The organism is Citrobacter sp. Cpo030 (assembly GCF_030333005.1).
Classification (GTDB): domain Bacteria; phylum Pseudomonadota; class Gammaproteobacteria; order Enterobacterales; family Enterobacteriaceae; genus Citrobacter; species Citrobacter portucalensis.
This window is the reverse complement of sequence record NZ_JAOWGT010000049.1, coordinates 114,212-128,557: the sequence shown is the minus strand read 5'-3', so window position 1 is coordinate 128,557 and position 14,346 is coordinate 114,212. Positions and strand designations below refer to the sequence as shown.

Genomic DNA, 14,346 nt, shown 5'->3' with positions numbered 1-14,346 from the left:
CACAGTGTTCTAAGCGTAGGTTTTAATAATTTCCAGCACGCCGTTAATAATAAACTGCACGCCCATACACACCAGCAGGAAGCCCATCAGACGAGAAATCGCTTCGATACCACCTTTGCCGACCAGGCGCATGATCCCCCCGGAACTGCGCAAACAGCCCCACAGGATAATCCCAACAACCGCAAAAATAATCGGCGGCGCGATCATGATCACCCAGTCCGGAAATTCGGAGCCATGGCGCACGGTTGACGCGGAACTGATGATCATCGCAATCGTCCCCGGACCGGCAGTGCTTGGCATAGCCAGCGGTACAAAGGCGATATTGGCAGTCGGCTCGTCTTCCAGCTCTTCTGACTTGCTTCTCGCTTCCGGAGAATCATGCGCCTTCTGCTGCGGAAACAGCATCCGGAAGCCGATAAACGCAACGATTAACCCACCCGCAATACGGAGTCCGGGAATCGAAATCCCGAAGGTATTCATCACCAGTTGCCCGGCATAGTACGCCACCATCATGATGGCAAACACGTAAACAGATGCCATGAGTGACTGACGGTTACGCTCTGCGCTGTTCATGTTGCCCGCGAGGCCAAGGAACAACGCCACGGTGGTTAACGGGTTTGCCAACGGTAACAGGACTACCAGCCCCAGCCCTATTGCTTTAAACAAGTCCATCATAATGTCATCTTTCCTGTGCGTTAATCGTCAACGGCAAGTATACGGTGAAATCCAGAAGATAAGCCATTTTCGCGATGTAAGGATTCATTTTTCATCCGCACGTATAAACCATAATTATCAGATCGTTAAATTTCCACATTCCAGGTATTGAGTCTGATGATTTAGCAAAACGTGGCATTTGCGGATTCATTCGTTTGACTTATATTTGCCTAAGCAATAATATCAGCCGTGACTAACTACTTGCCAGGGCAATCATTGTGAAAAACACCAGTGATCTGTTTAACGAAATCATCCCACTGGGTCGTTTGATCTATATGGTTAATCAGAAAAAAGATCGTTTGTTAAACGACTATTTGTCACCGCTGGATATCACGGCATCGCAGTTCAAGGTGCTCTGCTCCATCCGTTGCGCGGTGTGCATCACCCCTGTCGAATTGAAAAAAGTGCTGTCTGTCGACCTTGGCGCCCTGACACGGATGCTGGACAGACTGGCCTGTAAAGGCTGGATAGAAAGGCTTCCGAATCCACATGATAAGCGTGGCGTGCTGGTGAAACTCACCGAGCATGGCGCAGCAATTTGCGAGCAGTGTCATCAATTAGTAGGGCAAGACCTGCACCAGGAACTAACAAAAAACTTAACGGCGGATGAAGTAGCCACACTTGAGCACTTGCTTAAGAGAATCCTGCCGTAACCAGAAAGAGGTATGACGATGTCCAGACGCAATACTGACACAATCACTATTCATAGCATTTTGGACTGGATCGAAAATAACCTTGAATCGCCGCTCTCACTGGAAAAAGTGTCTGAGCGTTCAGGTTACTCCAAATGGCACCTGCAACGGATGTTTAAAAAAGAAACCGGTCATTCACTGGGTCAATACATTCGCAGCCGTAAAATGACTGAAATAGCGCAAAAACTAAAAGAAAGTAACGAACCTATTCTTTATCTGGCAGAGCGTTACGGTTTTGAGTCTCAGCAGACGCTGACCCGGACATTCAAAAACTATTTTGATGTTCCGCCGCATAAATACCGTATGACGAATATGCACGGCGAATCACGCTATTTGCTCCCACTTAATCAATGTAATTGCTAAACGCCAGTTAACGACGTAACCGAGGAAATCATGAAACTTCTGTCTTATGCAATGCTGGCCCTGCTGTTTGTTGTTTCGGGCCAGAGCATGGCGGAACAGACCGCGCAACCTGCCACCCAGAACAGTCGCGACGCGATGATTATGCCCCCTGCGCACGATCAGTCCCCGTTCGATTTTAATCATATGGGTGCAGGCAGCGACAAGTCCGACGAATTAGGTGTGCCTTATTACAATATGCGCAACCTGTAATTATATTGCCCCGCCACTGCGGGGCTTTTTTTAGCCCCTCACCGACGCAACCTTACGCAACCGAAAGCCAAACACATTGATATACAACCCAGCCATGATCAGTAGCGCACCGAGCAGTTGCAATCCGGTCAGCGTTTCATCCAGCAGCACAACCGCACTCGCCAGTCCAACGACCGGCACCAACAGCGATAGCGGCGCTACACGCCAGGTCTCATAGCGTCCGAGTAACGAACCCCAGATACCATAACCCACAATGGTCGCCACAAACGCCAGATAAACCAGTGACAGAATGGTGGTCATATCTATCGCCACCAGACTTTGGGTAATTTGCGTTGGACCATCGAGAATTAATGAAGCAAGGAAGAACGGAGCAATAGGGATTAACGCGCTCCATACCACCAACGACATAACGGCTGGGCGCGAGGTATGCTGCATGATTTTTTTGTTAAAGATATTGCCGCAGGCCCAGCTTAGCGCCGCCGCCAGCGTCAGGATAAAACCGAGCATGCCAACATGCTGCCCGTTCAGACTGGACTCAATCAGCACCAGCACGCCAAATACCGCCAGCGCAATGCCTACCAGCTGTTTACCCTGCAGACGTTCGCCAAAGGCGAATGCCCCCAGAATGATGGTGAAAAACGCCTGAGCCTGTAATACCAGAGAAGCTAACCCGGCAGGCATACCGAATTTGATAGCGCTAAAGAGAAACGCAAACTGCCCAAAACTGATGGTCAGCCCATAGCCGAGCAACAGCGAAAGTGGGATTTTCGGCCTGGCAACAAAGAGTATTGCCGGGAACGCCACCAGTAAAAAACGCAGCCCTGCCAGCATTAAGGGGGGCATATTATGCAGCCCCACTTTGATGACCACAAAGTTCAGTCCCCAAACCACAACGACCAGTAACGCTAATAACCCGTCTTTACGCGACATACCACCGCCCCTGCAAATATTAAATTTTTGTAAACAAGTTAAGGTAACGGAAATCGTTGTGCCGTAACAGATCATTATTTCAGGTAGGCCACGCAAGGCATTTTCGGACAACTTATTGAGTGTACATCACAGTTTTAGCATGCTATTTGTTTCTTATATCTAAAAAAAACATAACAACATGCATTGTCGGGCAGGAAAATGAATATCTCTCTGAGAAGGTCCACTCTCGCGTTACTCGCGTCATCTTTGTTATTAACAATTGGCCGTGGCGCCACTCTGCCATTCATGACGATTTACCTCAGTCGTCAGTATGGCCTGGGTGTCGATCTGATCGGTTATGCAATGACAGTAGCACTGACTATTGGCGTCGTTTTCAGTCTTGGATTCGGCATCCTGGCCGATAAATTTGAAAAAAAACGCTTTATGCTGCTGGCAATTTGTGGCTTTGCGTCCGGCTTTATTGCGATCCCACTGGTGCATAACGTGGTGGTCGTGGTTTTGCTCTTTGCTCTGATCAACTGTGCCTACTCCGTCTTCGCCACGGTGCTGAAGGCCTGGTTTGCTGATAATCTGTCTGCTACCAACAAGACTAAAATTTTCTCGCTTAACTATACCGTGCTGAATATTGGCTGGACCGTTGGTCCACCGCTGGGCACGCTGCTGGTGATGCAAAGCATTAACCTGCCATTCTGGCTTGCTGCCGCCTGTTCAGCATTGCCACTGGTGTTTATCCAGACCTGGGTAAAACGTTCAACAGCACCATCAGAAGGTTTAAACGCCGCGGTGTGGTCCCCTTCGGTACTTCTGCGCGACCGGGCATTATTCTGGTTTACGTTGTCGGCCTTTCTGGCATCGTTTGTTGGCGGTGCTTTTGCGTCCTGTATTTCACAATACGTTATGGTGGTCGCCGATGGCGATTTTGCCGAGAAAGTCGTGGCGGTGGTCCTGCCCGTGAACGCCGCCATCGTAGTATCACTGCAATACGCACTTGGTCGCAGGCTCACCGCCACGAATATCCGCCCGTTAATGACAATGGGTACAGTCTTCTTTGTCGTTGGCCTGATCGGTTTCGCCTTTTCCGGCAACAGTCTGTTGTTATGGGGAATTTCTGCTGCCTTTTTCACTATCGGCGAAGTCATTTACGCGCCGGGCGAATATATGCTTATCGACAACATCGCGCCAGCAGGCATGAAAGCCAGCTATTTTTCCGCCCAGTCGTTGGGCTGGCTTGGCGCAGCGGTTAACCCATTAGTCAGCGGCGTCATTTTAACCACATTGCCGCCATGGTCGCTGTTTGTCGCGCTGATAGTGGCGATCGTTCTTGCCTGGACGCTCATGATAAAAGGCATGCGCGCCAAGCCCTGGGGGCAGACGGCAGTCTGCTGATGAGTATAGCGACAGAGCCGAAACCGCTCTGTCGCATACCTCAGATAGCAACCAGTCCCCGTACGCCCTCGGCCTCCATATTTTTACCGTCGCCGCTTTGAATAATGCTGCCCCGCGACATCAGCAGGTATTTGTCGGCTAGCTGCTGCGCAAAATCATAGAACTGCTCCACCAGCAAAATGGCCATATCACCCCGGTGCGCCAGTTGAGAAATAACCTGACTAATCTCTTTAATTACCGAAGGCTGAATCCCTTCGGTGGGCTCATCGAGGATCAACAGCTGTGGGCGACTTGCCAGCGCTCGCCCAATCGCCAGTTGCTGCTGTTGCCCGCCGGACAAATCTCCGCCTCGCCGATGCTTCATCTCCTGTAAAACCGGAAAGAGCACGTAAATATCATCTGGCACATGCCGGGCCTCCGGTGCTGAAAAACGGGAAAGACCGAGCAGCAGATTCTCTTCTACCGTCAAACGCGGAAAAATATCACGCCCCTGTGGGACATACGCCACACCGGCCCTGACCCGCTGATGCGGCTTCCAGTGAGTGACATTTTTATCCTGCCAGAGCACGCTTCCGCTACGGGCCGGAATAATCCCCATCAGACACTTTAGTAGTGTTGTTTTCCCCACGCCGTTACGTCCCAGCAGGCATGTCACCTCGCCGATACGCGCTTCAAAGCTCACCCCGCGCAGAATATGGCTGCCACCATAATATTGATTCAGTTCTTTCACCTGCAGCATATGAACTCCTTAACGCCCGAGATAGACTTCAATAACCTGCTCGTTGGACTGCACATCGCGAAGGCTCCCCTGAGCGAGGACACGTCCCTGATGTAATACTGTGACGCGATCAGCAATGGTTTCAACAAATCCCATATCGTGCTCAACAACCATCAGAGAGTGCTTACCGGCAAGCTGGCGAAACAACTCCGCCGTGTATTCCGTTTCCGCATCCGTCATCCCCGCCGCGGGTTCATCCAGTAGCAGTAAATGCGGCTCCTGCACCAGCAGCATGCCAATTTCGAGAAACTGTTTTTGCCCATGCGAAAGCAGTCCGGCGCGGCGGGTCCGCTCATTACCCAGCCGCAACAGCGCCAGTACTTCATCAATATGATCCCGTTGTTCGCCTGAGAGTCGTGCCCGTAGAGAACCCCAGACAGATTTATCATTTTTCAGCGCCAGCTCCAGGTTCTCCTCCACCGTTAATGCTTCAAATACCGTGGGCTTCTGAAATTTCCGTCCAATCCCCTGACGCGCGATGGCGATGGGATCCAGCGTTGTTAAATCGGTCGACTGGTCGTATATCGCACGACCACTTTGCGGTCTGGTTTTACCGGTTATGACATCCATTAACGTCGTCTTCCCGGCGCCGTTGGGGCCAATAATACAGCGCAGTTCCCCGACGCCAATATTGAGCGAGAGATCCGTTAACGCCTGGAATCCGTCGAAATTAACGTTAATTTTTTCCAGTTGGAGTACCGGGTCCGTTTGTTCGCGAAACCGATCGCCCGGCATCTGGCGTGTAAAAAGTCCTTCATCCGGCTGCATTATTTGTCTCCTTTGCGAAACAGGCCAATCACACCACTAGGTAAAAAAAGCGTAACGCCAATAAAGATCAGGCCAAGAAACAGCTGCCAGTATTCCGGCATAATGACGGTAAACAGGCTTTTAGCACCGTTCACCAGTACTGCGCCAAATACCGGGCCGATCAGGGTTCCACGTCCGCCCAGAGCAACCCAAATCGCCGCTTCAATCGAGTTGGTCGGCGACATTTCGCTGGGGTTGATAATCCCTACCTGCGGGACATAAAGCGCCCCGGCCAGGCCGCACAGTACAGCTGAAAGCGTCCACACCAGTAACTTGAAACCTTTCGGATCGTAACCACAGAACATCAGACGGTTCTCGGCATCGCGCACGGCGGTCAGAATACGACCAAACTTACTGCGGGCCAGCGCAAGTCCCAGCCATATTGACAGCACCAGCAGCATAACCGTCGCCAGAAACAGCGCGATCCTGGTGGACGTCGCGGTCACCGGAAATCCCAGAATGGTGGTAAAACCGGTAAAGCCGTTATTTCCACCAAAGCCGGTTTCATTGCGGAAAAACAGCAGCATTCCGGCGAAAGTCAGGGCCTGGGTCATGATGGAGAAATAGACACCTTTGATTTTTGAACGGAAGGCAAACCAACCAAATACCAGCGCCAGCAGGCCCGGCACCAGAACAACCAGCAGCATCGCCCAGAGAAAATGTTGCGTCCCCCACCAAAACCAGGGCAGCTCGCTCCACGACAGGAATGACATAAAGGCCGGTAACCCTTCGCCGGAAGCCTGCCGCATCAGGTACATTCCCATCGCATAGCCCCCCAGCGCGAAGAAGATACCGTGTCCCAGCGAGAGCATTCCGGCATAGCCCCACACCAGATCCAGCGCAACGGCCACAATGGCATAGCAGAGAATTTTCCCGGCCAGCGTCAACGTCCACACCGATATGGCCAGCGGATGCTCCGCGGGTAACAGCGCAAGAAACGGCAGAATAATCAACGCCAGCAGTAAGCCCAGACCCAGCACGCGTGTTGCACGCGGCGCTTTACGCGCCAGCGTTATTGTCATTGGCATCGTCATCAGTCAATAACCCTCCCTTTCAGCGCGAACAGTCCCTGAGGTCGTTTCTGAATAAACAGAATGATCAGCGCCAGGATCATGATTTTGCCGAGAACCGCCCCCACCTGAGGCTCCAGAATTTTATTGAAGATCCCCAGCCCAAATGCCGCAGCCACGCTCCCGGCAAGCTGTCCAACGCCGCCCAGTACCACCACCAAAAACGAATCGATAATGTAGCTTTGCCCCAGCTCCGGTCCTACGTTACCTAGTTGCGAGAGCGCCACACCTCCCAGTCCGGCAATTCCTGAACCAAGGCCAAAGGCCAGCATATCGACTCGTCCGGTGGGTACGCCGCAGCAGGCCGCCATATTGCGATTTTGCGTCACGGCACGCACGCGCAGCCCGAGGCGCGTTTTATTCAACAGCAGCCAGGTGAAGAACAGCACCAGCATGGCAAAGCCAAGCACCACTATTCGGTTCCATGGCAATATCAGATTGGCATAAACCTGAATACCGCCGGAAAGCCATGCCGGATTGGCGACTTCCAGGTTTTGCGCGCCGAAAGTCATTCGCACCAGTTGGATGAGCATCAGGCTGATACCCCAGGTCGCCAGTAGCGTTTCAAGCGGACGGCCATATAAATGGCGTATCACCCCTCGCTCGAGCAGCATTCCTACTGCCGCAGTCAGCAAAAAGGCGACCGGAAGTGCAATAACCGGATACCAGGCTAACCCGTGCGGGAAAAACTGCCCCATCAACTGTTGCACCATCCAGGTACAGTACGCCCCGAGCATTAACATCTCGCCATGCGCCATATTGATTACGCCGAGCAATCCATAGGTTATCGCCAGACCCAATGCCGCCAGCAGCAAAATAGAACCCAGTGACAGTCCCATGAAAGCCTGCCCTAGAAGATCCCCAACCTTCATGCGATGCGAGATGGAATTCAGACTTTCGTCAGCGGCAGCACGCACTCGGGCATCGGGTTCATGTTCAGCCCGGGTGAATGGCTGCAGGCGCGCCTGAGTTTCAGGATCATTTGACGCCCCTAATAGTTCGATTGCCTGAAGCCTGACCTCCGGCGAGGTGCTACTCAGTTGCAGATTTGCCAGTGCAATAGCGAGTGCGGATTTCACATCACCATCTGACTCCTGAGCCAGTCGTTGTTGTAAAAACGGCAGCATGCCCGGCTGCGCCACACGCTGTAATGCACGAGCTGCCTCTCCCCTTACCGTGACACTGTCACTTAAAAGCTGATGGACAGCCAACGCTCCGGCTACCAAATTACGCAGGCGGTTAGTCAGGCGAGTTTTTTTTAGCTCGCCGTTTGGGGCTGTCGCTGTTCCTAACGGCTGTACGTGCGAGCCGTTCATGATGAAGGCATTTTTCGTGTTATCGGTCAGCAGGTTCTCATCTCGCAGCGCGCTGAGCAGCGGGATGCGCTGAACGTCGGGATTCACCGCCCATTGTTCAAGCAAGGCGGCCTGCTGAGCACGGTTGGCGGCGGTAAAGGAATCAGCATCTGCGGCCTGCGCTATCCACGGCAAAAACCACATCAGCAACAACACACCACGAATCAAGCGCATAGCTTTCATGAGCGTTCTCCAAAGCATTGCCCTCCCGCAGGAGGGCGTTAGATCAGTTGCTGGCGGTTTTCACAGGCTGTTCAGATTTTTTATCATTACCAGCGATGTACGGACTCCACGGCTGGGCGCGGACCGGCTCATCGGTTTGCCACACCACGTTAAACTGGCCGTTGCCTTCAATCTCGCCAATCATGACGGGTTTATGCAGGTGATGGTTGGTCGCATCCATGGTCAGGGTAAAACCTGATGGTGCAGCGAAGGATTGCCCCGCCATAGCAGCACGAACTTTATCCACATCGGTAGTTCCGGCTTTTTCTACCGCCTGCGCCCACATGTGCAGGCCAACATATGTGGCTTCCATTGGGTCGTTCGTCACCACCGAATCAGCATTCGGTAATTTGTGCGCTTTGGCATACGCCCGGTAATCCGCGACAAACTTCTTGTTGGCCGCATTATCGACAGACTCAAAGTAGTTCCAGGCGGCAAGGTTACCCACCAGCGGTTTGGTATCAATACCGCGTAGCTCCTCCTCGCCCACGGAAAAAGCCACCACCGGCACATCGGTGGCTTTCAGCCCCTGATTCGCTAACTCTTTATAGAACGGTACGTTAGAATCCCCATTGATGGTTGATACCACCGCCGTTTTTCCCCCTGCGGCGAATTTTTTAATACTGGAGACAATGGTCTGGTAATCGCTATGTCCGAATGGGGTGTACACCTCTTCGATGTCTTTATCGGCGACCCCTTTTGAGTGCAAAAAGGCGCGTAAAATTTTGTTGGTCGTGCGCGGATAAACATAATCCGTGCCCAGCAGGAAGAAGCGTTTCGCGCTACCGCCATCCTCACTCATAAGATACTCAACCGCAGGGATCGCCTGCTGGTTGGGGGCTGCGCCGGTATAGAAGACGTTAGGCGACATCTCCTCACCTTCATATTGCACCGGGTAAAACAGCAGACCATTCAACTCTTCAAATACCGGTAAAACTGATTTACGCGAAACCGATGTCCAGCAGCCGAAAACTGCCGCCACCTTGTCCTGACTCAGCAGTTGTCTTGCTTTTTCAGCAAATAACGGCCAGTTCGAGGCCGGGTCAACCACCACCGGTTCCAGCTTTTTACCCAATACACCGCCCTGAGCATTTATTTCATCGATGGTCATCAACGCCACATCTTTTAGCGGCGTTTCGGATATGGCCATCGTGCCGGATAACGAATGCATGATGCCAACCTTAATGGTGTCGGCTGCCTGAACGCTAAAACTCACGCCCATTGCAACAACAGAGGCAGAAAGTGCAAAAGCTTTTAAAAATGTACGACGCTGCATAGTTTCACTCCTGAAATTAGACTTGCTGAAAGCTCCGGTGCAGCCGGGCAGACAAAACGGTGCAAATTAAGGGTGTTCAGAAGTGATAAGGCAAAAACGATGCCAGATATTAAAACCTCATATAAAATCAATAAATTAGCATCCCGCACACAAAAATCAGTATTACATTTTCCCGCCAAAAGGATTAATCACACGAAAAAATGAACCACCATGAGACAACTCTGCATTATAAACGTGCAACAATCTGTGTCAGCATCACACCGTCATAACAGCGTCTCAGGGTTTAAAAACAAGGTTATTTGTGCGCAGATAAATGTGTCTCGTCACTATTATTTATTTTATTGGACGTGATCATGTCAAAAATTTACTTTTCAGCCGAAATAATCACACAGTTCAGTCTTTGTTTAAGATTGAATTGCTACTATAGTCATAAGCGAGGTGAACTTAAGGTAAGAGAGGAAAATCACAGATAAAGGAGCATTTACTATGCTGGGTAATATGAATATTTTTATGGCTGTTCTGGGAATTATTTTATTTTCCGGTTTTCTGGCCGCGTATTTTAGCCACAGATGGGATGATTGATGAACGGAGATAGTCCTGCACCGACCCGGCCCCTTGTTGCGTAGCTGCACAAGGGGCCATTTTTTTACCTGAATCGCGCTCGCTGTGCCTTTATCCTGATTTACAGATAAAAAAAACCGCCGGATATACCAGCGGTAAATGCTTGCATGGATAGATTTGTGTTTTGCTTTTATACGCTATCTGGCAATTCCCTGCGAAGATAACGGATAGTCAGCTAACCTATCATCGACAACCCCAATGAAAGTTAAACGAAACGCAACTACCTCAAAACGTTTTTCGAAAACTCACGCACTGAGGGGATACGAGATTCCGTCATTGGTGTCCACCAACGCGATCCGCTCATTTTCATCCATAAACATGCAGCGATTCCTGCCAGTCTGTTTCCCCTGATACATCGCCCTGTCGGCCCGACCAAGCGCGGTATCCAGCGTTTCACCCTGTTGAACCCGGGTTATGCCTGCCGTCACCGTGATACCGATCTCTCCATCAGCGTAGGGAATTTTTTTCTGACCAATCAGACGACAAAGTCGCAAACCCGCCAGGCATGCCTGCTCGTCCGTTTTTGTTCTGATGATGATAATGAACTCTTCTCCACCGTAGCGGTACGCCGCCTCATCATATCGCGTCCATGACAATAAATTTGATGCCAGAGCGCGCAATACCACGTCACCGACCAGATGACCGTATGTATCGTTAACGTATTTAAAACGATCGATATCCAACAACAATATATAGAGATTAAGCGGTTCGGCGTCGAGCAACTGCCGATCAAAAGACTCATCGAGCATTCTTCTGCCAGGTAAACCTGTTAATACATCGATATTACTGCGGATACTCAATAAATATATTTTGTAGTCCATTACAGATGAGGTAAATGCCAGAAGCGCGTCCTGGAAACTGTCGAAATGCCATGAATGGCTACGTTTCTCCACTATAGCCAATAGCAACTCCTTGCCTAATAAATGCATCTTTTCGTGAGTGGCACTTATCTTGCTCACGTAACTACAATCATCCTCATTGTACCGCGATTGATTATTAAGCCACAGTCCAAATCGACAAACAAAATGCGAGTTTTCACCCATAATATCAGGCTGTGTTACATCTGAAGACACCACGCAGCGGAACATCTTTACCAGCCATTTGTAGTGGGCATCAATGGACTTGTTCAACTCAATCAAAATTGTATCTATTTCCTTCGTATTTCTCATCATCACGTTCTCTCTCCCTGTTCGAGCGTTTCTGATGGAATTATCTTAACGATAAAAAAGAAAATTTATGTAAATTTTTTAATAGTAATTAATAAGCCGCGATTAACAATAGCATTGCGCTATGCCACTGGTCGCGGCATAGCGTACATCACTCAGTTCATACCAGACTCAAATTGAACACGGCCATTGAGCCTTTTATTTTCGCGGATAGATAAAAACCGCTAAGAAAGCTGATGTGTATGCTTTAAGCTTTTTATAGCTATCTTTTTCCGATTAGAGACCTAAATTGCAAGGTTATTTCTTAGGTAATATAAAAACCGGGCGTTACACCCGGTTGGGAATGCACGAAACGATAGTGAGCAGTAGGCCGGATAAGGCGTTTACGCCGCCATCCGGCAATCTGTTACAAGCAGCCGGATGGCGCTTCGCTTATCCGGCCTACAGCGTAATTCCCTTTTCAGCACAATGATGAATTTATCGGCGTCATTATGTTTAGCTAAGCTGAATTGAGGACTTTCCCCCTCTGAACAAACCTTACGCGCTCAAACCACGATGTTCCAGCATCGGCTCCATTCGGGGATCGCGCCCGCTCCACTGGTGATAGAGTTCAGCTAAATCAGTACTGTTACCGCGGGACAAAATAGCTTCACGGAACTTTTGCCCGTTTTCACGAGTTAATCCGCCCTGCTCTACAAACCACTGATAGCCATCATCGGCCAGCATTTGCGTCCACAAATAGGCGTAATAACCTGCGGCATAACCGCCGCCGAAGATATGGGCAAAATAGCTGCTACGATAACGAGGCGGCACAGCCTTGAGTTCCAAACCTTCTGCTGCCAGCGCCTGCTGTTCAAATTGATCAACCGAAAGAGATAACGCGCTATTTTCCAGACTGTGCCAACGCATATCCAGCAATGCGGCACTGAGCAGTTCGGTCATGTCGTAACCTTTGTTAAACAGGCTGGCCCGCTGCATCTTATCCCGCAACGCCTGCGGCATTTGCTCCCCGGTATCAACATGACGAGCAAAACGAGCAAAGACCTGCGGATGACTCGCCCAGTGTTCGTTGATCTGCGAAGGAAACTCAACAAAATCCCGCGGAGTATTAGTTCCTGAAAGTGTGGCATAACGCTGAGTGGCAAACAGGCCGTGCAACGTGTGCCCAAACTCATGAAATAACGTAATAACATCATCCCACAATAACAATGCAGGCTGACCCTTTGTCGGTTTTTGATAATTACACACGTTATAAATAACCGGCCGGGTTTCATTGAGTTGCGATTGCTCAACAAAATTGCCCATCCAGGCACCACCGCTTTTCGATTCCCGGGCAAAGAAATCGCCGTAAAATAACGCCAGCCCTACGCCATCGTGATCGAATATTTCCCATACCCGAACATCCGGGTGATAAACAGGAATGTCGAACCGTTCTATAAATTTTATGCCAAAGAGTTGATTAGCTGTCCAGAAAACGCCCTCGTTCAGCACCGTATCAAGGGCAAAGTAAGGTTTGAGCTGCGCCTCATCAAGAGCATATTTCTCACGACGAACCTGCTCGGCATAAAATGCCCAGTCCCAGGCCTCGACGTTAAATTGCCCCTGTTCGTGATTGATAACATTCTGGATTTCGGCCTGTTCATCCAATGCCCTGGCTCGCGCAGCGGGAACAATCGCCCGCATGAAATTCAGTGCCGCCTCCGGTGTTTTTGCCATCTGATCGGCAATTTTCCATGCAGCGTAATTGGCAAAACCGAGTAGTTTCGCCTGCTGCATCCGGATCTCGACCAGTCGCTGAATAATCGCCCGAGTATCGTTAGCGTCATTGTTTTCTGCTCTCGTCCATGCGCGGTTGAACAGATTCTCACGGGTCTGGCGATCGCGTAACGCCGCAAGCGCCGGTTGCTGAGTCGTATTCAATAGCGGGATAACCCAACGCGCTTCAAGCCCTTTCTCCTTTGCAGCTTCGGCGGCAACAGCAATTTCCTCTGCGCTAAGTCCGTCCAGGTAACGTGCATCATCCACCACCAGAGCACCGGACTTGTTCGCCGCCAGCAGCCGTTGATTAAACTGGCTGGTCAACGTGGCGGACTCTGTATTGAGCGCTTTAAGGTTTGCTTTATCGACCTCATTCAGACGCGCGCCGGCTAATACAAAACGCTGGTGGATGACCTCCAGCAAGCGTGATGATTCGCTATCCAGCCCCAGTGAACCTCGCTGTTGCCAGACCGCTTCAACGCGCGAAAAAAGCGCGCCATTGAGATAAATATCATTGGCAAGGCTCGCCAGTTCCGCGGAAAATTCTTCGTCAAGGCGCTGTAGTTCATCGTTGGTGTGTGCCGCCGTCATCGCGAAGAAAATGCTGGTTACACGTGTGAGCAGCGTGCCGCTTTGTTCAAGCGCCAGCAACGTATTGGCAAAATCAGGGGCCTGCGGGTTTTGCACAATCGCCTCGATCTCTGCACGTTTTTGCCGCACGCCTTCATCGAACGCTGGGCGATAGTGCTGCACCTCTATCTGATCAAACTGCGGGGCCTGATACGGCAATGTGCTGTGGTGTAAAAAGGGATTCGTTAACGACATCTTCCACTCCTGAAAACGATTTGTTTACCAGAGTAGACTTCCCGGGAATCAACCGCAATCGCGTTACGCAGGAATAGCTCTGAACGGAAATGACGTGCTATGGTAGTACGACATAAAAAGCGTTGAGGAACAGT

Annotated in this window: 14 protein-coding genes; 5 read left to right on the top strand and 9 right to left on the bottom strand. The window is 50.6% G+C overall.

What is annotated here, in order from left to right; all coding sequences use genetic code 11:
- Window positions 1-9 precede the first annotated feature (9 nt).
- Window positions 10-675, bottom strand: a complete 666-nt coding sequence (locus OGY37_RS07460) for a MarC family NAAT transporter (protein WP_063941584.1) — start codon at window positions 673-675, stop codon at window positions 10-12.
- A gap of 257 nt (window positions 676-932) precedes the next feature.
- Here OGY37_RS07460 and marR point away from each other — a divergent pair, with 257 nt between their 5' ends.
- From marR to marB, 3 genes are read left to right on the top strand one after another with little or no spacing between them, the layout of a single operon-like run.
- The gene (gene marR, locus OGY37_RS07455) at window positions 933-1,367 is read left to right on the top strand and encodes a multiple antibiotic resistance transcriptional regulator MarR (protein ID WP_003832935.1); all 435 of its coding nucleotides are present in this window, start codon (window positions 933-935) and stop codon (window positions 1,365-1,367) included.
- 18 nt (window positions 1,368-1,385) lie between these two features.
- The gene (gene marA, locus OGY37_RS07450) at window positions 1,386-1,769 is read left to right on the top strand and encodes an MDR efflux pump AcrAB transcriptional activator MarA (RefSeq protein WP_003032424.1); all 384 of its coding nucleotides are present in this window, start codon (window positions 1,386-1,388) and stop codon (window positions 1,767-1,769) included.
- Between the two features lie 30 nt (window positions 1,770-1,799).
- Window positions 1,800-2,018: a multiple antibiotic resistance protein MarB gene (marB, locus tag OGY37_RS07445; protein WP_003832934.1), complete on the top strand. Its 219-nt coding sequence runs from the start codon at window positions 1,800-1,802 to the stop codon at window positions 2,016-2,018.
- A gap of 30 nt (window positions 2,019-2,048) precedes the next feature.
- On the opposite strand, the gene eamA is transcribed toward marB, so the two are convergent.
- Window positions 2,049-2,948, bottom strand: coding sequence for an O-acetylserine/cysteine exporter (eamA, locus tag OGY37_RS07440; RefSeq protein ID WP_286620466.1), 900 nt, complete (start codon window positions 2,946-2,948; stop codon window positions 2,049-2,051).
- A gap of 198 nt (window positions 2,949-3,146) precedes the next feature.
- Here eamA and ydeE point away from each other — a divergent pair, with 198 nt between their 5' ends.
- Window positions 3,147-4,334, top strand: coding sequence for an efflux MFS transporter YdeE (gene ydeE / locus OGY37_RS07435; protein WP_149384276.1), 1,188 nt, complete (start codon window positions 3,147-3,149; stop codon window positions 4,332-4,334).
- Between the two features lie 40 nt (window positions 4,335-4,374).
- Here the strand turns inward: ydeE and urtE are convergent, their stop codons facing one another.
- The 5 genes from urtE to urtA are packed head-to-tail and all read right to left on the bottom strand — an operon-like array spanning window position 4,375 to window position 9,842.
- Window positions 4,375-5,073, bottom strand: a complete 699-nt coding sequence (urtE, locus tag OGY37_RS07430; RefSeq protein ID WP_286620464.1) for an urea ABC transporter ATP-binding subunit UrtE — start codon at window positions 5,071-5,073, stop codon at window positions 4,375-4,377.
- A gap of 9 nt (window positions 5,074-5,082) precedes the next feature.
- Window positions 5,083-5,880 carry an urea ABC transporter ATP-binding protein UrtD gene (gene urtD / locus OGY37_RS07425; RefSeq protein ID WP_286620461.1) on the bottom strand — a complete coding sequence of 266 codons (798 nt, stop codon included), beginning with the start codon at window positions 5,878-5,880 and terminating at the stop codon, window positions 5,083-5,085.
- Complete coding sequence (urtC, locus tag OGY37_RS07420; RefSeq protein WP_286620459.1) at window positions 5,880-6,953, bottom strand: urea ABC transporter permease subunit UrtC; 1,074 nt, start codon at window positions 6,951-6,953, stop codon at window positions 5,880-5,882. Before urtC ends, urtD begins: the two co-directional genes overlap by 1 nt.
- Window positions 6,953-8,527, bottom strand: a complete 1,575-nt coding sequence (urtB, locus tag OGY37_RS07415; RefSeq protein WP_286620457.1) for an urea ABC transporter permease subunit UrtB — start codon at window positions 8,525-8,527, stop codon at window positions 6,953-6,955. Before urtB ends, urtC begins: the two co-directional genes overlap by 1 nt.
- A 43-nt stretch (window positions 8,528-8,570) precedes the next feature.
- The gene (gene urtA, locus OGY37_RS07410) at window positions 8,571-9,842 is read right to left on the bottom strand and encodes an urea ABC transporter substrate-binding protein (RefSeq protein ID WP_148361994.1); all 1,272 of its coding nucleotides are present in this window, start codon (window positions 9,840-9,842) and stop codon (window positions 8,571-8,573) included.
- A 486-nt stretch (window positions 9,843-10,328) separates the two neighbouring features.
- On the opposite strand from urtA, the gene mgtS reads away from it, so the two are divergent.
- Window positions 10,329-10,424, top strand: coding sequence for a protein MgtS (mgtS, locus tag OGY37_RS07405; RefSeq protein WP_003032406.1), 96 nt, complete (start codon window positions 10,329-10,331; stop codon window positions 10,422-10,424).
- A gap of 284 nt (window positions 10,425-10,708) precedes the next feature.
- On the opposite strand, the gene OGY37_RS07400 is transcribed toward mgtS, so the two are convergent.
- Both OGY37_RS07400 and dcp read right to left on the bottom strand, forming a co-directional pair.
- The gene (locus OGY37_RS07400; protein ID WP_148362674.1) at window positions 10,709-11,635 is read right to left on the bottom strand and encodes a diguanylate cyclase; all 927 of its coding nucleotides are present in this window, start codon (window positions 11,633-11,635) and stop codon (window positions 10,709-10,711) included.
- 531 nt (window positions 11,636-12,166) lie between these two features.
- On the bottom strand, window positions 12,167-14,212 hold the full coding sequence (gene dcp / locus OGY37_RS07395; protein ID WP_148361995.1) for a peptidyl-dipeptidase Dcp: 2,046 nt from the start codon (window positions 14,210-14,212) through the stop codon (window positions 12,167-12,169).
- Window positions 14,213-14,346 lie beyond the last annotated feature (134 nt).

What these genes read in the sequence shown, in the direction of transcription:
- OGY37_RS07460 (WP_063941584.1), bottom strand. Translation starts at nt 675, where the DNA reads ATGATGGACTTGTTTAAAGCAATAGGGCTGGGGCTGGTAGTCCTGTTA.
- marA (WP_003032424.1), top strand. Translation starts at nt 1,386, where the DNA reads ATGTCCAGACGCAATACTGACACAATCACTATTCATAGCATTTTGGAC.
- marB (WP_003832934.1), top strand. Translation starts at nt 1,800, where the DNA reads ATGAAACTTCTGTCTTATGCAATGCTGGCCCTGCTGTTTGTTGTTTCG.
- eamA (WP_286620466.1), bottom strand. Translation starts at nt 2,948, where the DNA reads ATGTCGCGTAAAGACGGGTTATTAGCGTTACTGGTCGTTGTGGTTTGG.
- ydeE (WP_149384276.1), top strand. Translation starts at nt 3,147, where the DNA reads ATGAATATCTCTCTGAGAAGGTCCACTCTCGCGTTACTCGCGTCATCT.
- urtE (WP_286620464.1), bottom strand. Translation starts at nt 5,073, where the DNA reads ATGCTGCAGGTGAAAGAACTGAATCAATATTATGGTGGCAGCCATATT.
- urtD (WP_286620461.1), bottom strand. Translation starts at nt 5,880, where the DNA reads ATGCAGCCGGATGAAGGACTTTTTACACGCCAGATGCCGGGCGATCGG.
- urtC (WP_286620459.1), bottom strand. Translation starts at nt 6,953, where the DNA reads ATGACGATGCCAATGACAATAACGCTGGCGCGTAAAGCGCCGCGTGCA.
- urtB (WP_286620457.1), bottom strand. Translation starts at nt 8,527, where the DNA reads ATGAAAGCTATGCGCTTGATTCGTGGTGTGTTGTTGCTGATGTGGTTT.
- urtA (WP_148361994.1), bottom strand. Translation starts at nt 9,842, where the DNA reads ATGCAGCGTCGTACATTTTTAAAAGCTTTTGCACTTTCTGCCTCTGTT.
- mgtS (WP_003032406.1), top strand. Translation starts at nt 10,329, where the DNA reads ATGCTGGGTAATATGAATATTTTTATGGCTGTTCTGGGAATTATTTTA.
- OGY37_RS07400 (WP_148362674.1), bottom strand. Translation starts at nt 11,635, where the DNA reads ATGATGAGAAATACGAAGGAAATAGATACAATTTTGATTGAGTTGAAC.
- dcp (WP_148361995.1), bottom strand. Translation starts at nt 14,212, where the DNA reads ATGTCGTTAACGAATCCCTTTTTACACCACAGCACATTGCCGTATCAG.